The organism is Kitasatospora azatica KCTC 9699 (assembly GCF_000744785.1).
GTDB classification, from domain to species: Bacteria; Actinomycetota; Actinomycetes; order Streptomycetales; family Streptomycetaceae; genus Kitasatospora; species Kitasatospora azatica.
In genome coordinates, this window is the sequence record NZ_JQMO01000003.1 from 4,151,883 (window position 1) to 4,171,321 (window position 19,439).

Below are 19,439 nucleotides of genomic sequence, written 5' to 3' on the forward strand. Positions count from 1 at the left end.
AAAGTCCTTTCGGAAAATCAGAACAGCGGTCGGGTAGCGGTCAGCGGCCCAGCTCGGCGGAGATCTTGCCCAGCTGCTCCAGCCGCTGTTCCAGCGTCGGGTGGGTGGACAGCAGCTGGCCGGCCACCTCCTTGGCGCTCAGCGCGGGGGCGAAGTAGAAGGCGTTGTACGGCTGCGCCTTGCGCAGGTCCTCGGTCGGGATCGCGCCGATCTGCCCGGTGACCTTGGTCAGCGCCGAGGCCAGCGCGCTCGGCCGCCCGGTGAGCTGGGCGGCGGCCCGGTCGGCGGCCAGCTCGCGGTAGCGGGAGAGCAGGCGGGTGAGCAGGAAGCTGATCGCGTACACCACCATCGAGACCAGCGAGACGACCAGGATCATGATGGCGGCGTTGTCGTTGTTGTCGTTGTTCCGGTTGCCGCCCATCATCCCGCTGTAGAGCGCGATCCGGGTGATCGCGCCGGCCAGCACGCCGAGGAAGCCGGCGATGGTCATCACCGCGACGTCCCGGTGCGCGATGTGCGAGAGCTCGTGGGCCAGCACGCCCTCCAGCTCCTCCGGCTCCAGCCGGCGCAGCAGCCCGGTGGTTACGCAGACCACCGCGTTCTGCTCGTTGCGGCCGGTGGCGAAGGCGTTGGGCATGTCGTTGTCGGCCACCGCGACCCGGGGCTTGGGCATGTCGGCCAGCGCGCAGAGCCGGTCAATGGTGCCGTGCAGCTGCGGGTACTGCTCGGGGGTGACCGGGTGGGCCCCCATCGCCCGTTCGGTGATCTTGTCGCTGAACCAGAACTGCGCGACGAACAGGCCGCCGGAGAGCAGCACGATCAGTGGCCAGGCGCCCTTGAGCAGCACGATCAACACACCCGTGAAGCCGACGTAGAGCAGCCCGATCAGGAACATCGTGGTGACCATCCGTCCGGTCAGACCACGGTCGGGAGCAAAGCGGGTGTGAGGGCCGGACGCCGACATATCTGCTCCTTCGTTACGCCGGGCTGTTTGTGTCAGTCCGGGTCGATATCGATGCTGCCACTTCGACCGTCGGCGGGCACCACCCCGACGGGGCGCGACACGTGATCCGTGCGGCATCCCGGGACAGGGCGTTCCTGCTGTCGGACCCGGGCCGTACACTGGCAGATACGGTTTTGGCACTCCTCAGTGCAGAGTGCCAGCCCAAGAACGGACAGTACCGGCAGCGCAGGACCTGGTACCTGAGACAACGCGCGAAGAGGGAGGTGCGTGCCATGTTCGACGAACCCGCGTCCGAGCCGCGTTCGACCGGTCGTGAGCCGGCAGCCGGCGAGCCGGCACACCCGGCGACCTCGCGCGCCGCCCGCCCGCCGGCCACCCGGCCGGCCCGGGCCGCCGCGCCCCGCGCCGCCGCCGGCCACGCGCTGGACGAGCGCAAGCTCTCCGTGCTGCGCGCGATCGTGCAGGACTACGTGGGCACCGAGGAGCCGGTCGGCTCCAAGGCCCTGGTGGAGCGGCACAACCTCGGCGTCTCGCCGGCCACCGTGCGCAACGACATGGCCACCCTCGAAGAGGACGGCTACATCCAGCAGCCGCACACCAGCGCCGGCCGGATCCCCACCGACAAGGGATACCGGCTTTTCGTCGACCGGCTGGCCGAGGTCAAGCCGATGAGCGCCCCCGAGCGCCGGGCGATCCGGCACTTCCTGGACGGCGCGGTCGACCTGGACGACGTGGTGGCCCGCACCGTGCGCCTGCTCGCCCAGCTGACCCGCCAGGTCGCGGTGGTCCAGTACCCCTCGCTGACCAGGTCGACGGTGCGTCACGTCGAGCTGGTGATGCTGGCCCCGACCAAGGTCATGCTGGTGCTGATCACCAACACCGGCCGGGTCGAGCAGCGCCTGGTCGACTGCCCCAGCCCGATCCGCGAGACCACCCTGGCCGACCTGCGGGCCCGGCTGAACGCGCTGGCCGGCGGGCGCCGGTTCCCCGACGTCCCGGCCCTGGTCGAGGACCTGCCGGCCTCGTTCGAACCGGCCGACCGCCCGATCGTCACCACCGTGCTCAGTACTCTGTTCGAGTCCCTGGTGGAGCAGAACGAGGAGCGGATCATGCTGGCCGGCACGGCCAACCTGACCCGCTTCGGCCACGACTTCCCGCTCAGCATCCAGCCGGTGCTGGAGGCGCTGGAGGAGCACGTGGTGCTGCTGCGGCTGCTCGGCGAGACCACCGACGGCGGAATGACCGTGCGGATCGGGCGCGAGAACGAGTACGAGGGCCTGAATTCCACCTCCGTGGTCTCGGTCGGCTACGGTTCGGGCGATGAGAGCGTGGCCAAACTCGGCGTGATCGGGCCGACCCGGATGGACTACCCCGGCACCATGGGGGCAGTACGGGCGGTGGCACGGTACGTGGGGCAGATCCTGGCCGAGTCGTAACACCACCGGCCTGCGGCAGTCCGCAGGCCGGGCACAGTCACAGCACTTCTAGAGGCGGAACAAGCGGAGCATTTGGTGGCCACGGACTACTACGCGGTACTCGGCGTCCGACGGGACGCGGGGCAGGACGAGATCAAGAAGGCGTTCCGACGCCTCGCCCGTGAACTGCACCCGGACGTCAACCCGGACCCGAAGACGCAGGAGCGGTTCAAGGAGATCAACGCCGCCTACGAGGTGCTCTCCGACCCGGCCAAGCGCCAGGTCTACGACCTCGGTGGCGACCCGCTCTCGCCGAACGGCGGTGGCGGCGCGGGCGGCTTCGGCGCGGGCGCGGCCGGCTTCGGCTTCTCCGACATCATGGACGCCTTCTTCGGCGCCGCCTCCGGCCAGCGTGGTCCGCGTTCGCGCACCCGCCGCGGCCAGGACGCGATGATCCGCCTGGAGATCACCCTGGAGGAGGCCGCCTTCGGCACCACCAAGGAACTCCAGGTCGACACCGCCGTCACCTGCACCACCTGCAACGGCGAGGGCGCGGCCCCCGGCACCACCGCGCAGACCTGTGACATGTGTCGCGGCAAGGGCGAGGTCTCCCAGGTCACCCGGTCCTTCCTGGGCCAGGTCATGACCTCCCGCCCGTGCCCGCAGTGCCAGGGCTTCGGCACCGTGGTCCCCACCCCCTGCCCCGAGTGTGCCGGCGACGGCCGGGTGCGGGCCCGCCGCACCCTCACGGTCAAGATCCCCGCCGGTGTCGACAACGGCACCCGGATCCAGCTGGCCGGCGAGGGCGAGGTCGGCCCGGGCGGCGGCCCGGCCGGCGACCTCTACGTGGAGATCGCCGAGACCGCGCACCCGACCTTCCAGCGCCGCGGCGACGACCTGCACTGCACCGTCACCATCCCGATGACGGCCGCCTCGCTCGGCACCCAGGTCCCGCTGCAGACCCTGGACGGCCTGGAGGAGGTCGACATCCGGCCCGGCACCCAGTCCGGCCAGTCGATCCCGCTGCACGGACGCGGTGTCACGCACCTGCGCGGCGGCGGCCGGGGCGACCTGATAGTGCATGTCGAGGTGCAGACGCCCACCAAGCTCGACCCCGAGCAGGAGGACCTGCTGCGCCGGCTGGCCGTGCTGCGCGGCGAGGAGCGGCCCTCGGGCCAGTTCGCGCCCGGGCAGCAGGGGCTGTTCTCCCGGTTGAAGGACGCCTTCAACGGCCGCTGACGCCTGCTCACCCACCTCCAGGAACCCAGGACGCTCCGCATGACCGCACCTGTCTTCGTCGTCGGAACCGACCGGCTGACCGCTGCCGCGCCCGGCGCGGTGGTCCGCCTCGACGGGCCCGAGGGCCGGCACGCGGCCGCGGTGAAGCGGCTGGAGGTGGGCGAGGCGGTCACCCTGACCGACGGCCTGGGCCTGGGCGGGCACGGCACCGTGAGCGCCCTGCACGGCAAGGACGCGCTCGAGGTCACGCTGGCCGAGCTGCGCGCCGAGCCCGCGCCCAGTCCGCGGATCACCGTGGTGCAGGCGCTGCCCAAGGGTGACCGGGGCGAGCTCGCGGTGGAGACCATGACCGAGGTCGGGGTGGACGTGGTGATCCCCTGGTCGGCCTCGCGCTGCATCACCCAGTGGAAGGGCGACCGGGGCGCTAAGGCGCTGGCCAAGTGGCGGGCCACCGCCCGGGAGGCCGGCAAGCAGGCCCGCCGACTGCGCTTCCCCGAGGTGCGCGAGCCGATGACCACCCGTCAACTGGCGCCGCTGCTGGCCGCCGCGGCCTTCGCTGCGGTGCTGCACGAGGAGGGCGCCGAGCCACTGGCCACCGCCGCCCTGCCGACCGACGGCGAGCTGGTGCTGATCGTCGGCCCCGAGGGCGGGGTCAGCCCCGAGGAGCTCGCCGCCTTCGCCGAGGCCGGCGCCAAGCCCTACCGCCTCGGTCCGTCGGTGCTGCGCACCTCCACGGCGGGCGTCGCGGCGGGCGCGCTGCTGCTCGGGCGGACCGGTCGCTGGTCCTGAGAATCGGTGGTCCCCACCACCCCGTCCTGCATAACCTGACGCGGTGACGGAAACCGAGAGCATCCCCGCGGGCGCCTACCTGCGCCATCCCCACCTGCACGGCGATCTGCTGACCTTCGTCGCCGAGGACGACGTCTGGCTCGCGCCGCTGGAGGGGGGTCGGGCCTGGCGGCTGACGGCCGACCGGGCACCGGTCTCCCACCCGCGCTTCTCGCCCGACGGGCGCACCATCGCCTGGACCTCCACCCGGGACGGTGCGGCCGAGGTGTACGCGGCCCCGGTGGACGGCGGCGAGGCCCGCCGGCTGACCCACTGGGGGGCCGCCACCCGGACCCTGCTGCGCGGCTGGACCCCGCAGGGCGAGCCGGTGGCGATCACCAGTGCGGGACAGCCGACCGCCCGTCAGGCCTGGGCCTTCGCGGTGCCGTTGGACGGCGGCGAGCCGCGCCGGCTGCCCTACGGCCCGGTCGGTGGCCTGGCCTTCGAGCCGCACCGGGACCGGGTGCTGCTGCTCTCCGCGTACAGCCTGGAGCCGGCCCGCTGGAAGCGCTACCGCGGCGGCACCGCCGGCAAGCTCTGGATCGGCGAGACCGGCGGCGAGTTCGCCCGGCTTCACACCGAGCTCGACGGCAACATCGAGTCCGTGATGTGGGTGGGCGAGAGGATCGCCTTCCTGTCCGACCACGAGGGCACCGGCCGGCTCTACTCCAGCCTCCCCGACGGCTCCGACCTGCGCGCCCACACCGAGCCCGGAGACTTCTACGCCCGCAACGCCGCCACCGACGGCACCCGGGTGGTCTGGCACAGCGGTGGCGGGCTCTGGCTGCTGGACAGCCTCGACGGCCACGCCAGGCCCCGCCCGCTGGACATCCGGCCGGCCGGCCCGCGCACCGGCCGCCGCCCGTACCCGCTGCCCGCCGCCGGCCGGCTGGAGTCGGCCGCCCCGGACGCCACCGGCCGCGCCGTGGCCGCCGTGGTGCGCGGCACCGTGCACTGGCTGACCCACCGCGAGGGCCCGGCCCGGGTGCTGGAGGAGACACCCGGGGTACGGGCCCGGCTGGCCCGAGTGGTCCCGCCGGCCGACGAGGACGGCGCCCAGGGCGTGGTCTGGGTGACCGACGCCGAGGGCGAGGACGCCCTGGAGTACGCCCCCGACGCGCTCGGCACCGAGCGTCGCCGGCTCGCCGCCGGGCAGCTCGGCCGGGTGCTCTCCCTGGTGGTGGCGCCCGACGGCAAGCAGCTGGCGATCGCCGCGCACGACGGCCGGGTGCTGCTGGTGACCCTGGCCGACGGCGCCGTCCGCGAGCTGGCGCGCAGTCAGGACGGCGAGGTCAGCGGCCTGGTCTTCGCGCCCGCCTCGGACTGGCTGGCCTGGTCGCAGCCGACCTTGGGCCCCTGGTCACTGCGCCAGATCATGCTGGCCGAGCCGGCCACCGGGACCGTCACCGAGGCCACCCAGCAGCGCTTCGTGGACAGCGCGCCCGCCTTCACCGCCGACGGCAAGCACCTGGCCTTCCTGTCGCTGCGCAACTTCGACCCGGTCTACGACGCGCACAGCTTCGACCTGGGCTTCCCCACCGGCGCCCGCCCCTACCTGATCACGCTGGCCGCCGACACCCCGTCGCCGTTCGGCCCGCAGCGCGGTGGCCGGCCGGTGGACGGCGCCGAGGAGAAGGAGGAGGAGAAGCCGAAGCCGACCGCGGAGGGCGAGGAAGCGGAGGCCGACGCGGACGCGGCGGAGCAGCCCCCGGCCGGCACCACCGTCGACCTCACCGGCCTGGCGGACCGGATCGTCCCGTTCCCGGTCGAGGGCGGCCGGTTCGGCACCCTGCGGGCGGCCAAGGACGGCCTGCTGTGGACCAGGTACCCGGTGGTCGGCGAACTCGGCGACGACGCCGCCACCCCGGACGACGAACGGCCGGGCCCGGTGCTGGAACGCTTCGACCTGCGCAAGTTGCGGGCCGAACAACTGCTGGACAGCCTGGACTCCTTCCAGGTCAGCGGCGACGGCAGCCGGCTGGCCGTGCTGGACGGCGGCGAGCTGCGGATCGTCCCGGCCGACCGCAAGGCCGGCGAGGAGGACGAGGTCCGGGTCGACCTGGCCCGGCTGCGGGTCACCGTGGACCCGGCGGCCGAGTGGCGGCAGATGTTCGACGAGAACGGTCGCCTGATGCGCGACAACTTCTGGCGGGCCGACCTGGGCGGCTTCGACTGGGCCGGCGCACTGGCCCGCTACCGCCCGCTGGTCGAGCGGCTCGGCTCGCACGACGACCTGGTCGACCTGCTCTGGGAGGTGGTCGGCGAGCTGGGCACCTCGCACGCCTACGTCTCGCCGCCCGGGCGCGGCTCGGCCGCCGCCCGCCCGCTCGGCCGGCTCGGCGCCGACCTGCTGCGCGAGGGCGAGGAATGGCGGATCGCCCGGATCCTGCCCGGCGAGTCCTCCGACCCGAGGGCCCGCTCGCCGCTGGCCGCCCCCGGTGTGGCGGTGCGTCCGGGCGACGTGCTGCTGGCCGTCGACGGCCGGCCGGTCGACCCGGTCACCGGCCCGGCCCCGCTGCTGGCCGGCACCGCCGGGCAGCCGGTGGAACTGACCGTCCGGCACGCCGACGGCACGGTGCGCCACCCGGTGGCGGTGCCGCTGGCCGACGACGAGCCGCTGCGCTACCACGACTGGGTGCGCGGGCGCCGGGCCGCGGTCCGCGAGCTGTCCGGCGGCCGGCTCGGCTACCTGCACATCCCCGACATGATGAGCGCCGGCTGGGCCCAGTTCCACCGCGACCTGCGGGTGGAGATGGCCAAGGAGGGCCTGCTGGTCGACCTGCGGGAGAACCGCGGCGGCCACACCTCGCAGCTGATCGTGGAGAAGCTGGCCCGTCGGATCGTCGGCTGGGGCATGGGTCGCGACCTGGCCACCTTCGACCCGTACCCGGGCGACGCCCCGCGCGGCCCGGTGGTGGCGCTGGCCGACGAGCACGCCGGCTCGGACGGCGACATCGTCAACGCTGCGATCCAGGCGCTGGGCATCGGCCCGGTGGTCGGCACCCGCACCTGGGGCGGGGTGATCGGCATCGACGGCCGCTACAGCCTGGTCGACGGCACCGCCGTCACCCAGCCCAAGTACGCGACCTGGCTGGAGGGCTACGGCTGGGGCGTGGAGAACCGCGGGGTCACCCCGGACGTCGAGGTGCCGATCGCGCCGCACCACTGGGCGGCGGGGGAGGACCCGCAGCTGGGCACGGCGGTCCGGATCGCGCTCGACGCGCTGGTGGCCACCCCGGCCAAGACCCCGCCGTCCCTTCCGTAACAGGGCTACTGGTCCGGTAGGTTGGCGGGACGTCAGCACGTGCCCGCCAACCTACTCGGAGACTGTCCCGCCATGGCCGACCAGCGCGATCCCGACTGCCTCTTCTGCAAGATCGTCACCGGTGACATCCCGGCCACCGTGGTCCGCGAGACCGAGCGCACCCTGGCGTTCCGCGACATCAAGCCGCAGGCGCCCACCCACGTGCTGGTGATCCCCAAGGACCACTACCCGAACGCCGCCACGCTGGCCGCCGCGGACGCCGAGCTGACCGCCGCCGTCCTCTCCGAGGCCGCCGGGGTGGCCGCGGACGAGCACATCGCCGAGTCCGGCTACCGGCTGATCTTCAACACCGGCGCGGCCGCCGGCCAGACCGTCTTCCACGCTCACGTGCACGTGCTCGGCGGCGAGCAGTTCCACGAGGGCCTGGTTTGAGCCCCGATGTCCGCCCGTGAACTCGTCGTCCTCGGCACGGCCAGCCAGGTGCCGACCCGGCACCGCAACCACAACGGCTACCTGCTGCGCTGGGACGGCGAGGGCCTGCTCTTCGACCCGGGCGAGGGCACCCAGCGGCAGATGCTGCACGCCGGGGTCTCGGCCACCGACCTGACCCGGATCTGCGTCACGCACTTCCACGGCGACCACAGCCTCGGCCTGGCCGGGGTGGTCCAGCGGATCAACCTGGACCGGGTCCCGCACCCGGTGCACGCCTACTACCCGGCCAGCGGCCAGGTCTTCTTCGACCGGCTGCGCGCGGCCACCGCCTTCCACGAGACGGCCGAGCTGCGCCCGCACCCGATCGGCGAACCGGGCGTCCTGGAGGCGACGGGCGCGCCCTTCACCCTGGAGGCCGTCCGGCTCTCGCACCCCGTGGAGGCCTTCGGCTACCGGCTGACCGAGCCCGACGGGCAGCGCCTGCTGCCCGCGAAGCTGGCCGCGCTCGGCCTGCGCGGCCCGGCGGTGGGGCGGCTGCAGCGCGAGGGCCGGATCGAGCTGGACGGGCGCACCGTGACCCTGGCCGAGGTCAGCGAGGCGCGGCGCGGCCAGCGCTTCGCCTTCGTGATGGACACCCGGCTCTGCCCGGGCGTCGAGCAACTGGCCGAGGGCGCCGACCTGCTGGTCATCGAGGCCACCTTCCTGGAGGCCGACGCCCACCTCGCGGCCGAGCACGGGCACCTCACCGCCGCCCAGGCGGCCCGGGCGGCCGCCGCGGCGGGTGTCCGCACGCTCGTGCTGACCCACTTCTCGCAGCGCTACCCGGACCTGTCCGGCCACCTCGCCGAGGCCCGGGCGCAGTTCGACGGCGAACTGGTGGTCGCCGAGGACCTGGCCCGGATCCCGGTACCGCCGAGGCGGCCGTGAGCGTCGCGGTGAAAAGCACTGGCATCACTCGTGACAGTGCCGCACCATCAATCGGGCCGCGCCACAGCGAACACCTGCGCGGCGTACCCTGGTGACCCCGGAACCGACCGAGCGGCACCCCGAGACACGGATGGGATGAGGCAGGCCAAGCGCCGACCCATGAGCGAACCGATGAGTGACACCGCACAGACCAGCGCCCAGGGCGGCGACGGCTTCAGCGCCCGGATCGTGATCCCCGAGAAGCACCCGATGGTCACCCTGCTCGGTGCCACCGACTCGCTCCTGCGGGTGATCGAGCGCTCCTTCCCCGACACCGACATCCACGTCCGGGGCAACGAGGTCACCGCGACCGGTGACCGCGCCGACATCGCCCTGGTCGAGCAGCTGTTCAGCGAGATGATGCTGGTGCTGCGCACCGGCCAGCCGCTGACCGAGGACGCCGTCGAGCGTTCCATCGCGATGCTGAAGAAAGCCGCCGCGGACCCGAACGGCGCCGGACAGAGCCCGTCGGCGGTCTTCACCGCCAGCATCCTGTCCAACCGGGGCCGCACCATCCGCCCCAAGACGGTCAACCAGAAGAACTACGTCGACGCGATCGACCGGCACACCATCACCTTCGGCATCGGCCCGGCCGGTACCGGCAAGACCTACCTGGCGATGGCCAAGGCCGTGCAGGCGCTGCAGGCCAAGGAGGTCAACCGGATCATCCTGACCCGCCCGGCGGTGGAGGCCGGCGAGCGGCTCGGGTTCCTGCCCGGCACCCTCTACGAGAAGATCGACCCGTACCTGCGCCCGCTGTACGACGCGCTGCACGACATGATGGATCCCGACTCGATCCCGCGGCTGATGGCCGCCGGCACCATCGAGGTGGCCCCGCTGGCGTACATGCGCGGCCGCACCCTGAACGACGCGTTCATCATCCTGGACGAGGCGCAGAACACCTCGCCCGAGCAGATCAAGATGTTCCTGACCCGCCTGGGCTTCAACTCCAAGGTGGTGGTGACGGGTGACACCACCCAGATCGACCTGCCGAGCGGTACCCGCAGCGGCCTCAAGGTGGTCCAGGAGATCCTGGCCGACGTCCCCGACATCCACTTCTCGCTGCTGACCAGCACCGACGTGGTCCGCCACAAGCTGGTCGGCCGGATCGTGGACGCCTACGAGCGCTGGGACGCCGAGAACAACGACGACACCGGCCCGGCCCCGCGCAAGGGCGCCCCTCGTGGCCCGCGCACCCGTGCCCCCCGCCAGCCCCATCGCACCGAAAGCTGAGTAACCACCGCTCCATGTCCATCGACATCGCCAACGAGTCCGGCTGGGAGGCCGACGAGGAGTCCATCCTCGACGTCGCCCGCTTCGCCCTCGACAAGATGCGGATCCACCCGCTGTCCGAACTGTCCGTGATCCTGGTCGACAGCGAGGCGATGGAGCAGCTGCACATCCAGTGGATGGACCTGCCAGGTCCCACCGACGTGATGTCCTTCCCGATGGACGAGCTGCGTCCGGGCAAGGAGGGCGAGGAGCTGCCGCAGGGCCTGCTCGGCGACATCGTGCTCTGCCCGGAGGTGGCCAAGGCCCAGGGCCTGGCCGCTCCCTCCAAGCACTCGATGGACGAGGAGCTGCAGCTGCTCACCGTCCACGGGGTGCTGCACGTGCTCGGCTACGACCACGAGGAGCCGGAGGAGGAGCAGCAGATGTTCGCCCTCCAGAAGCGGATCCTCGACGACTGGCGGGCCGGTCGCGGGCTGTCGGGGATCTCCCCGGCCCCCACGACCCACTGAACCGATGACCGGTAACAGTACGAGTTTCCTGGTCGGGGCCTTCCTGCTGGTCATGCTCGGCTGGCTGGCGGCCTGTGCGGAGGCCGGGATCTCCCGGGTCTCCCGGTTCCGCGCCGAGGAGGCCGTGCGCAACGGCCGCCGCGGCGCGGACCGGCTGCTGACCCTGGCCTCCGACCCGATCCGCTACCTCAACCTGGCCACCCTGATCCGGGTGGCCAGCGAGATGGCGGCGGCGGTGCTGGTCACCGTGGTCTGCGTGCGCAACCTGGAGCAGGCCTGGCAGGCGGTGCTGCTGGCGATCGGCGTGATGGTGCTGGTCTCCTACGTGGCGGTCGGCGTCTCGCCGCGCACCATCGGCCGCCAGCACCCGCTGACCACCGCGACCGCCGCCTCCTTCGTGCTGCTGCCGCTGGCCCGGATCCTCGGCCCGATCCCGCGGCTGCTGATCCTGCTCGGCAACGCGCTCACCCCCGGCAAGGGCTACCGCGAGGGCCCGTTCGCCTCCGAGGCGGAGCTGCGCGCGCTGGTCGACCTGGCCGAGAAGGACGACCTGATCGAGGACGAGGAGCGCCGGATGGTGCACTCGGTCTTCGAGCTGGGCGACACCATCGTGCGCGAGGTGATGGTGCCGCGCACCGACCTGGTGATGATCGAACGGCACAAGACGGTCCGTCAGGCGCTCACCCTGGCGCTGCGCTCCGGCTTCTCCCGGATCCCGGTGGTCGGGGACAACGAGGACGACGTGGTCGGCATCGTCTACCTCAAGGACCTGGTCCGGCTCACCCACATCAACCGCGAGGCGGAAGCCGAGCAGGTGGACACGGTGATGCGCCCGGCGGTCTTCATCCCCGACAGCAAGCCGGCCGGCGACCTGCTGCGCGAGATGCAGCAGATGCGCTCGCACGTGGCGATCGTGATCGACGAGTACGGCGGCACGGCCGGGCTGGTCACCATCGAGGACATCCTGGAGGAGATCGTCGGCGAGATCACCGACGAGTACGACCGGGAGATCGCGCCGGTGGAGGACCTCGGCGACGGCTCCTACCGGATCACCGCCCGGCTGCTGGTCGAGGACCTGGGCGAGCTGTTCGGCATCGAGCTGGTGGACGAGGACGTCGAGACGGTCGGCGGGCTGCTCGCCAAGTGCCTCGGTCGGGTGCCGATCCCCGGCTCGGCCTGCGAACTCCCGCTGCCCGAGGAGGGTTCGCCGAAGCTGGCCGGGATCCGGCTGGTCGCGGAGAGCTCGGCCGGGCGACGGAACCGGATCGGGACGGTGGTGGCCAGCCCGGTGCCGCGGACCGTGGACGAAGCCGAGCCGGGCGAGTAGACGGAGGCGCGGTCGGGCGGGCGGAGGCTGAGCCGGGCGGGCGGACGAGGCTGAGCCGGGCAGGCGGCGCGTCGTATGCTCAGGCCTCATGAGTGACCTTGACCCGGAAGACCAGAAGATCATCACCCTGGCGCGTTCGGCCCGCGCCCGCAACGGTGTGCCCGAGGGTGCGGCGGTCCGCGACGAGACCGGCCGCACCTATGTGGCCGGCTCGGTCGAGTTGCCCTCGCTCGCGCTGACCGCGGTGCAGACCGCAGTTGCGATGGCCAAGGCCAGTGGCGCCAAGGGGCTGGAGGCGGCGGCCGTGGTGACCGAGGGGGCGGAGCCGAACCCGGTCGACCTCGCGGCGGTGCGCGACCTCGGCGGTCCGGGCACTCCGCTGCTGATCGCCGGTCCGGACGGGGTGCTGCGCGAGCGCGTCGAGGCATAGGGCGGCGCTGGGGCTTCGGCCGACGGGCATCGGGCGGCGGGCTTCGGCCCGGGGAGTGCGGTCGGATAATCTCACTCTCTATGGGGGTTCTGGCGTTCTTCGCGGCGTTGCTGACTGTGGTGATGTCCTTCGGGCGCTGGCACGAGACGCACTCGCCGCTCTGGCTGGCGGTGTCCATCGCGTTGCTGGTGCTCACCCTGGTCGGCGGGCTGTTCGGGCGGGGCAAGTGAGCGCTGTCCGGGTGCGGTGAGTGAGCGCTGGCCGGTCCGGCTCGGGCGATCAGGGAGAATGGTGCGCATGAGCGACACCTCAACCGCCCCGGCGGCCCCCTACCGATCAGGCTTCGCGTGTTTCGTCGGCCGCCCCAACGCGGGCAAGTCGACCCTGACCAACGCCCTGGTGGGGACCAAGGTCGCGATCACCTCCGACCGCCCGCAGACCACCCGGCACACCGTGCGCGGCATCGTGCACCGCCCCGACGCCCAGCTCGTCCTGGTCGACACCCCCGGCCTGCACAAGCCGCGCACCCTGCTCGGCGAGCGGCTCAACGACCTGGTCCGCTCCACCTGGGCGGAGGTCGACGTGATCGGCTTCTGCCTGCCCGCCGACCAGAAGCTCGGCCCCGGCGACAAGTTCATCGCCAAGGAACTGGCCGAGATCAAGAAGACCCCCAAGGTGGCCCTGGTCACCAAGACCGACCTGGTCGACTCCAAGCGCCTCGCCGAGCAGCTGATCGCCGTCCACCAGCTGGGCGTGGAGCTGGGCATCGAGTGGGCGGAGATCATCCCGGTCTCGGCCGTCGGCGACCAGCAGGTCGGCCTGGTCGCCGAGCTGCTCACCAAGCTGCTCCCGAAGGGCCAGCCGCTCTACCCGGACGGCGACCTGACCGACGAGCCCGAGCAGATCATGGTCGCCGAGCTGATCCGCGAGGCCGCGCTGGAGGGCGTGCGCGACGAGCTGCCGCACTCGCTGGCCGTGGTGGTCGAGGAGATGATCCCGCGCGAGGACCGCCCGGCCGACCGGCCGCTGCTGGACATCCACGCCAACGTCTACATCGAGCGGCAGAGCCAGAAGGCCATCGTGATCGGCGCCAAGGGTGCCCGGCTGAAGCACGTCGGCACCACGGCGCGCAAGCACATCGAGGCGCTGCTCGGCACGCCGGTCTACCTGGACCTGCACGTCAAGGTCGCCAAGGACTGGCAGCGTGACCCCAAGCAGCTGCGCAAGCTGGGGTTCTGACGCTTCTCCGATGCACCGTCAGGACGAGTCCCGGGGGACCAGCGTGACCTCCAGCAGGTTGCCGGTCACCGGGGCCGGTCCGCCGACGGTGACCAACCGGTCCACCAGGTCGGCCAGTTCGTCGCCCGGCGGGAGCGACATGTGGACCGTGCTGAGCCGCGGGCGGAGCAGCCGGCCGAGCAGCAGGTCGTCCGCGCCGACCAGTGCGATCCGCTCGGGGACCGGCACGCCCGCGTCCTGCAGGGCGCGCATCAGCAGCATCGCGTACTCGTCGTTGGAACACGCCGTCGAGGTCGAGCTCCTGCTCGCCCACCCGGCCACCGGCGGTGTCGTTCAGCACGAACGACACCGTCGCGCGCGAGCAGCCGGCCAGCCGGGCGACGTCGGCACTGGTGGGGGGCTGGGCGGGAGCGGGGGCGGCCGGGCGCCCCGGGTTGCTGCTCATCGCATCGAATCCTGCCACGAGTTCTTACACGTGTAAGCGCCGATCCCGTCATGGCCTGACCCGGCTAGCGCTGCAGGTGCACCTGGACCACCGCGTACCGTCCGCTGGTCCGCCAGGGCTCGCCGGTCGCGTCGAGTTCGGCCACCTCGGCCGGCGTGAGGCCGACGATCACGTCCGACTTGAGCGTCCGCAGGGCGGCCACCGGTGACGGGAAGTGGTCCACCACCTCGGCGAACGGTGTGGTCGGCGGCCACAGTCGGTCGCCCACCACACGGCGGTAGTTGAGGTCGCCCTTGAGGATTGTCATCGTGACCCCGTCGAACTGGGCCCGGAGGTCGGCGGGGAGCTGCCGGAACGGCAGCGGGGCGCAGAAGAACGGGTGGGTGCGGACCGCGAGTCGACCCGTACCCAGGGCCGACCGGAGCCGTCGGCCGATGACGGCGGCCGCCTGCTCGGGCGCGGTGCGCAGGCGCTCCACCGTACTGATCAGATCCGTCATGGTGGCGTCGGAGACGAAGTAGGGCTGCGGCTTCACCCAGAGGACAGCCTGCGCGGCCAACCCACTGGTCAGGAGGTGGTCGAGCAGCACCAGGTCCGGCAGCAGCTCGCGGCCCGCGTTGTCCGCGACCAGGCAGACCCGCCCGCCCCGCGCCCGCTCCAGCTCGGCCCAGAGCGTCGAACTGTCGTCGGCGATCAGCCCCGAGGACGCGTCGGCCGCCGCCTCGGCGGTGAGCTGAAAGCTCAGGTCCGCGCGGTTGCCCCACAGCGCGGAGGACAGCAGTGCCGCTTCCCGTTCCGTCTTCTTCAGCCCGCCGAGTCCGCCGAGCGCCGCGAGTTCCTCGTCCACCGCCGCGCTCGCCAACTCGGCGCTCTTGAACGGCGCGAACGGGTCGATCCCCTGCCAGACCCCCGGCCGGAAGTAGCCCGTGGCCTCCAGCAGCCGCCGGTAGAAGTAGCCCTCCGCCCAGAGGAACGGCGCCCGGCCCCACGCCGCCCCCCACAACCCCTGCCCCCACTCCAGCCACTGCGCGTGGTCGTGAGCCGCCGCCCCCAGCGGCTCCAGCACCCCGCTGGTGCTCTCCACCAGCAGTCGCTCGATGGCTGCCCGCTCCCCGGGACCGTAAGGCAGCGCATCGAGCACCCGCCGGACGAGCTCCGGGTGCCGCTCATGGAAGACACCCCAGGCGAAGGAGCCGGGCTCGTCGATACGGATCACGGGAGCGGTGGGCACGGGCGAGTTCGTCTCTCTCGGGAGTAGCCGGTCCAGATCTGCGGTGAGCGACTGGAGGGTGGGGCTCAGCACCCGCCCGCGCCCCGCGCAAGCCGAGACCCGCGCAAGCCGAGACCCGCGCAAGCCGAGACCCGCGCAGGCCGGGCCTCGCGGGTGCGCTATCCCGGGAAGGCCAGTCGCCCCGGCGGGGGCAGCGTGGTCCCCTGGTGCAGCACCAGGGAGATCAGCTCCCGCTGCGAGTCCGTGAGGTTCGGGTCGGCGCAGTGCACCGTGCGGCCGTCCACCGTGATCGAGTAGTGGTAGCCGTCCGGCACCCCGTACGCACGGGTGCGCGAGGCCCCCGCGACCGCCTCGCGGGCCAGCGCGTGCACATGCGGCGCGTCGATCCGCGCCGCGGTGTCCAGCTCGGCCCGCGTGGTGCGTCCGGCGAAGCCGCCGGTCCTGGTCACCTCTATACGCATGGTTGCCAGTCTGCTACGGAGTGCGCCAGGACGGGGGGATTTCTCCCACAACGGTTGATTGTGGAACAACTACGTGTACTCACGGACGGTTGCTCGAAGGCTTCGACGCCTACTGGACGACCAGGCCGACCTGCTTCCAGGCGCCGGCCACCGCTTCCGTCACCGGCCCGTCGCCGAACCGGGACCGGGCGGCGGCCATGGTGGCCCGGGCGAAGGCGGTGAAGTCCGCGTCGGGCCGCAGCGTGCCGCAGGTGAGCGTGTCGTACCAGATCCGCCCGGCCCGTTCCCAGGCCGCGCCGCCGAGTTCGACCGCGAGCAGGTAGAACGCCCGGTTGGGGATCCCGGAGTTGATGTGCACGCCGCCCTCGTCCTCGGTGGTCTGCACATAGCGGTCCATCGAGGCGGGTTGCGGGTCGCGGCCCAGGCGCGGGTCGTCGTAGGCGGTGCCGGGCGCCTTCATGGAGCGCAGCGCGGTGCCCCTGATCCCCGGGCCGAGCAGGCCGGCGCCGATCAACCAGTCGGCGTCCGCGGCCTGTTGGCCGAGCGCGTACTGCTTGACCAGGGTGCCGAAGACGTCCGCGACCGACTCGTTGAGCGCCCCGGACTGCCCGTGGTACTCCAGCGCGGCGCTGTACTGGACCACTCCGTGGGTCAGTTCGTGGCCGATCACGTCCACGCAGCCGGTGAAGTCGCCGAAGACGATTCCGTCGCCGTCGCCGAAGACCATCCGGTGGCCGTCCCAGAAGGCGTTGTCGTACTTCTGCCCGTAGTGCACGGAGGCCTGCAGCGGCAGGCCTTCGCCGTCCACCGAGCGGCGGCCGTAGACCTCGAGCAGCAGCGCGAGGGTGGCGCCGAGGCCGTCGTAGGCGCGGTTGACGGCCGGGTCGGCGGTCGGCGGGCCGCCCTCGGTGCGCACGGTCCGCCCGGGCAGGTGCTGGGTGTGGCCGGCGTCCGCGATGGTTCGCCCGGGACGGCCGACGGGGGTGGCGGCGCGCAGCCGCAGGGCGTCGGCGCGGGCCGTGCGCAGGGCCGCGTCGGTCTCCAGCGAGCGGCGCGCGGACTCGATGCCGGATTCGGCCAGCCGGTCCAGCAGGTATGGCGGAATGATGGTGCAGAGCTGCGTCATGGCGCCCAGCGTCACGGATCGGTGGCCTGCTGTCACGCAGGAGCCGTCTCAAGGGGTGGAAATGTCGCGCCGCTCACTTCGGCGTCGGGGGCCGCTGGGTTACGCTAGCTCCATCATGCGTTACGGGCTGCTTCTTCTTAGCTGCCGCGGCGAGGGCCTGTAAGACCATTCGGAGGCCGGCTCCCTCGCCGCGGGGTCTGTGCTGTGCGCATTTCAGCGTTGTTGTGCGCCTTTGCACGAGTCGGCCCGTCGGGTGATTTCACCCCGACCAGCCCGCATCCGAAGAGAGCCGAGAGACTCACCCATGACTGAGCAGTCTTCCGTCGCCCGTGCCTTCATCGAGCGTCCGACGCCGATCACCGCGGCCTCCGTGCAGCAGAAGCCGTCCGGGATGCCGTTCCAGCGGTACATCCCGTTCGGCACCGTGGACCTGCCGGACCGGACCTGGCCCAGCCAGGTGATCACCAAGGCGCCGCGCTGGCTCTCCACGGACCTGCGGGACGGCAACCAGGCGCTGATCGACCCGATGTCGCCGGCCCGCAAGCGCAAGATGTTCGACCTGCTGGTGAAGATGGGCTACAAGGAGATCGAGGTCGGCTTCCCGTCCTCCGGGGCCACCGACTTCGACTTCGTCCGCTCGCTGATCACCGAGGGCGCGATCCCCGAGGACGTCACCATCTCGGTGCTGACCCAGGCCCGCGAGGACCTGATCGAGCGCACCGTTGAGTCGCTGGTCGGCGCCCCGCGCGCGACCGTGCACCTGTACAACGCGACCTCGCCGCTGTTCCGCCGGGTGGTGTTCCGGGGCAGCAAGGCCGACATCAAGCAGATCGCGGTGGACGGCACCCGGCTGGTCATGGAGTACGCCGAGAAGCTGCTGGGCGAGGAGACGGTCTTCGGCTACCAGTACTCGCCGGAGATCTTCATCGACACCGAGCTGGACTTCGCCCTGGACGTCTGCGAGGGCGTGATGGACGTCTGGCAGCCCGGCGAGGGCCGCGAGATCATCCTGAACCTGCCCACCACGGTGGAGCGTTCGACGCCCAACGTGTACGCGGACAAGATCGAGTGGATGTCGCGCAACCTGTCGCGCCGTCAGTTCGTCGCGCTGTCCACCCACCCGCACAACGACCGGGGCACCGGCGTGGCCTCGGCCGAGCTGGCCGTGATGGCCGGCGCCGACCGGGTCGAGGGGTGTCTGTTCGGGCAGGGTGAGCGGACCGGCAACCTGGACCTGGTCAACGTCGGGATGAACCTGTTCTCGCAGGGCGTCGACCCGATGATCGACTTCTCGAACATCGACGACATCCGCCGTACCTACGAGTACTGCAACCAGATGAACGTCCCCGAGCGCCACCCCTACGCCGGCGACCTGGTGTACACCTCCTTCTCCGGCTCGCACCAGGACGCGATCAAGAAGGGCTTCGACGCGCTGGAGGCGGACGCGGCGGCGGCCGGCGTGCCGGTGGGCGAGTACACCTGGGGCGTGCCGTACCTGCCGATCGACCCGAAGGACGTGGGCCGCTCGTACGAGGCGGTCATCCGGGTCAACTCGCAGTCCGGCAAGGGCGGCATCGCCTACGTGCTGAAGAACGACCACAAGCTGGACCTGCCGCGCCGGATGCAGATCGAGTTCTCGAAGATCATCCAGGCCAAGACCGACGCCGAGGGCGGCGAGGTCACCCCCGCCGACATCTGGGCGGTCTTCCAGGACGAGTACCTGCCCACCCCGGCGAACCCGTGGGGCCGGCTGTCGCTGCGCGAGCAGCAGAGCCTGACCACCGAGGACGGGCGCGACGCGCTGTCGGTGGCGGTTCTGCTGGACGGCGCCGAGACCGTGCTGACCGGTTCCGGCAACGGCCCGGTCTCCGCCTTCACCGACGCGCTGGCCGGCATCGGCGTCGACGTACGCGTGCTGGACTACGCCGAGCACGCGCTGAGCGAGGGCGGCGACGCCCAGGCCGCCGCCTATGTCGAGTGCGCCGTCGGCGACCAGGTGCTGTGGGGCGTGGGCATCGACGCCAACACCGTCCGGGCTTCGCTGAAGGCCATCATCAGCGCCGTCAACCGAACCGCTCGCAGGTAACTCCCAGGTGTGGCCCAGGATGCATCCAGATGTGTCCTGGGCCACATTTTTCTGTTCCTGCACTCGTTCGGGGTGCTGACACCCGCAGGCAACCGTGGCACCATCGGTGGACCGGAAACGGGGGTCGGTGGGACGACCCGCGGCGCCGGTCGCGTGACCTGCCCGTCGTCGTGCAGGCCGCCTGCCAGGTGTTGGGGAGTTGGCGCCGTGACACGGTTGTGGGGTGTTCGCCCGAGGTGGCGG

The 19,439-nt window shown here is 72.0% G+C and carries 18 protein-coding genes; 13 read left to right on the plus strand and 5 right to left on the minus strand.

The genetic code is table 11. The features are described 5' to 3' along the window. Window positions 1–40 precede the first annotated feature (40 nt). Window positions 41–964 carry a zinc metalloprotease HtpX gene (htpX, locus tag BR98_RS29105; protein WP_035849310.1) on the minus strand — a complete coding sequence of 308 codons (924 nt, stop codon included), beginning with the start codon at window positions 962–964 and terminating at the stop codon, window positions 41–43. A 272-nt stretch (window positions 965–1,236) separates the two neighbouring features. Here htpX and hrcA point away from each other — a divergent pair, with 272 nt between their 5' ends. The 12 genes from hrcA to era all read left to right on the plus strand — a co-directional run bounded on the left by hrcA (window position 1,237) and on the right by era (window position 13,847). Continuing rightward, window positions 1,237–2,400: a heat-inducible transcriptional repressor HrcA gene (gene hrcA / locus BR98_RS29110; protein ID WP_083977102.1), complete on the plus strand. Its 1,164-nt coding sequence runs from the start codon at window positions 1,237–1,239 to the stop codon at window positions 2,398–2,400. Window positions 2,401–2,475: 75 nt separating this feature from the next. Next, a complete protein-coding gene (gene dnaJ / locus BR98_RS29115) occupies window positions 2,476–3,618 on the plus strand; it encodes a molecular chaperone DnaJ (RefSeq protein ID WP_035849312.1) in 1,143 nt (380 codons plus the stop codon). A 39-nt stretch (window positions 3,619–3,657) separates the two neighbouring features. After that, window positions 3,658–4,407 (plus strand): 16S rRNA (uracil(1498)-N(3))-methyltransferase, encoded by a 750-nt coding sequence (locus BR98_RS29120; RefSeq protein ID WP_035849313.1) that lies wholly within the window; start codon window positions 3,658–3,660, stop codon window positions 4,405–4,407. Window positions 4,408–4,450: 43 nt separating this feature from the next. After that, window positions 4,451–7,711, plus strand: coding sequence for a S41 family peptidase (locus BR98_RS29125; RefSeq protein ID WP_083977104.1), 3,261 nt, complete (start codon window positions 4,451–4,453; stop codon window positions 7,709–7,711). Window positions 7,712–7,783: 72 nt separating this feature from the next. Next, entirely contained in the window at window positions 7,784–8,143 is a 360-nt protein-coding gene (locus BR98_RS29130) for a histidine triad nucleotide-binding protein (protein ID WP_035849315.1), read from the plus strand. Window positions 8,144–8,149: 6 nt separating this feature from the next. Next, a complete protein-coding gene (locus tag BR98_RS29135) occupies window positions 8,150–9,070 on the plus strand; it encodes a ribonuclease Z (protein ID WP_035849317.1) in 921 nt (306 codons plus the stop codon). A 171-nt stretch (window positions 9,071–9,241) separates the two neighbouring features. Further along, window positions 9,242–10,342, plus strand: a complete 1,101-nt coding sequence (locus BR98_RS29140) for a PhoH family protein (protein ID WP_051970323.1) — start codon at window positions 9,242–9,244, stop codon at window positions 10,340–10,342. Window positions 10,343–10,356: 14 nt separating this feature from the next. After that, window positions 10,357–10,851 carry an rRNA maturation RNase YbeY gene (gene ybeY, locus BR98_RS29145; RefSeq protein WP_035849320.1) on the plus strand — a complete coding sequence of 165 codons (495 nt, stop codon included), beginning with the start codon at window positions 10,357–10,359 and terminating at the stop codon, window positions 10,849–10,851. A gap of 4 nt (window positions 10,852–10,855) precedes the next feature. After that, on the plus strand, window positions 10,856–12,178 hold the full coding sequence (locus BR98_RS29150; RefSeq protein WP_035849322.1) for a hemolysin family protein: 1,323 nt from the start codon (window positions 10,856–10,858) through the stop codon (window positions 12,176–12,178). Window positions 12,179–12,266: 88 nt separating this feature from the next. Beyond that, window positions 12,267–12,608, plus strand: a complete 342-nt coding sequence (locus tag BR98_RS29155) for a cytidine/deoxycytidylate deaminase family protein (RefSeq protein WP_035849324.1) — start codon at window positions 12,267–12,269, stop codon at window positions 12,606–12,608. An 80-nt stretch (window positions 12,609–12,688) separates the two neighbouring features. After that, a complete protein-coding gene (locus BR98_RS39720; RefSeq protein ID WP_157537973.1) occupies window positions 12,689–12,838 on the plus strand; it encodes a hypothetical protein in 150 nt (49 codons plus the stop codon). A 58-nt stretch (window positions 12,839–12,896) separates the two neighbouring features. Beyond that, complete coding sequence (gene era, locus BR98_RS29160; RefSeq protein WP_035849326.1) at window positions 12,897–13,847, plus strand: GTPase Era; 951 nt, start codon at window positions 12,897–12,899, stop codon at window positions 13,845–13,847. Between the two features lie 18 nt (window positions 13,848–13,865). Here the strand turns inward: era and BR98_RS29165 are convergent, their stop codons facing one another. The 4 genes from BR98_RS29165 to BR98_RS29180 form a co-directional block, all read right to left on the minus strand. Then, window positions 13,866–14,168 carry a substrate-binding domain-containing protein gene (locus BR98_RS29165; protein ID WP_407639506.1) on the minus strand — a complete coding sequence of 101 codons (303 nt, stop codon included), beginning with the start codon at window positions 14,166–14,168 and terminating at the stop codon, window positions 13,866–13,868. Window positions 14,169–14,356: 188 nt separating this feature from the next. Beyond that, window positions 14,357–15,523 carry a damage-control phosphatase ARMT1 family protein gene (locus BR98_RS29170; protein ID WP_035849331.1) on the minus strand — a complete coding sequence of 389 codons (1,167 nt, stop codon included), beginning with the start codon at window positions 15,521–15,523 and terminating at the stop codon, window positions 14,357–14,359. A 158-nt stretch (window positions 15,524–15,681) separates the two neighbouring features. Next, the gene (locus tag BR98_RS29175) at window positions 15,682–15,984 is read right to left on the minus strand and encodes a protealysin inhibitor emfourin (protein ID WP_051970325.1); all 303 of its coding nucleotides are present in this window, start codon (window positions 15,982–15,984) and stop codon (window positions 15,682–15,684) included. Between the two features lie 109 nt (window positions 15,985–16,093). Continuing rightward, window positions 16,094–17,110, minus strand: coding sequence for a M4 family metallopeptidase (locus BR98_RS29180; protein WP_051971210.1), 1,017 nt, complete (start codon window positions 17,108–17,110; stop codon window positions 16,094–16,096). A 304-nt stretch (window positions 17,111–17,414) separates the two neighbouring features. Between BR98_RS29180 and leuA the strand changes: the two genes are divergently transcribed. Next, the gene (leuA, locus tag BR98_RS29185; RefSeq protein WP_035849333.1) at window positions 17,415–19,196 is read left to right on the plus strand and encodes a 2-isopropylmalate synthase; all 1,782 of its coding nucleotides are present in this window, start codon (window positions 17,415–17,417) and stop codon (window positions 19,194–19,196) included. The last annotated feature ends 243 nt before the right edge of the window (window positions 19,197–19,439 follow it).

Bases quoted from the DNA above. Each gene is read 5' to 3' on its own strand.
- BR98_RS29150 (WP_035849322.1), top strand. From the start codon at position 10,856: ATGACCGGTAACAGTACGAGTTTCCTGGTCGGGGCCTTCCTGCTGGTC.
- BR98_RS29120 (WP_035849313.1), top strand. From the start codon at position 3,658: ATGACCGCACCTGTCTTCGTCGTCGGAACCGACCGGCTGACCGCTGCC.
- hrcA (WP_083977102.1), top strand. From the start codon at position 1,237: ATGTTCGACGAACCCGCGTCCGAGCCGCGTTCGACCGGTCGTGAGCCG.
- BR98_RS39720 (WP_157537973.1), top strand. From the start codon at position 12,689: ATGGGGGTTCTGGCGTTCTTCGCGGCGTTGCTGACTGTGGTGATGTCC.
- htpX (WP_035849310.1), bottom strand. From the start codon at position 964: ATGTCGGCGTCCGGCCCTCACACCCGCTTTGCTCCCGACCGTGGTCTG.
- leuA (WP_035849333.1), top strand. From the start codon at position 17,415: ATGACTGAGCAGTCTTCCGTCGCCCGTGCCTTCATCGAGCGTCCGACG.
- BR98_RS29140 (WP_051970323.1), top strand. From the start codon at position 9,242: ATGAGTGACACCGCACAGACCAGCGCCCAGGGCGGCGACGGCTTCAGC.
- BR98_RS29155 (WP_035849324.1), top strand. From the start codon at position 12,267: ATGAGTGACCTTGACCCGGAAGACCAGAAGATCATCACCCTGGCGCGT.
- ybeY (WP_035849320.1), top strand. From the start codon at position 10,357: ATGTCCATCGACATCGCCAACGAGTCCGGCTGGGAGGCCGACGAGGAG.
- era (WP_035849326.1), top strand. From the start codon at position 12,897: ATGGTGCGCATGAGCGACACCTCAACCGCCCCGGCGGCCCCCTACCGA.
- BR98_RS29135 (WP_035849317.1), top strand. From the start codon at position 8,150: ATGTCCGCCCGTGAACTCGTCGTCCTCGGCACGGCCAGCCAGGTGCCG.
- BR98_RS29175 (WP_051970325.1), bottom strand. From the start codon at position 15,984: ATGCGTATAGAGGTGACCAGGACCGGCGGCTTCGCCGGACGCACCACG.
- BR98_RS29180 (WP_051971210.1), bottom strand. From the start codon at position 17,110: ATGACGCAGCTCTGCACCATCATTCCGCCATACCTGCTGGACCGGCTG.
- BR98_RS29130 (WP_035849315.1), top strand. From the start codon at position 7,784: ATGGCCGACCAGCGCGATCCCGACTGCCTCTTCTGCAAGATCGTCACC.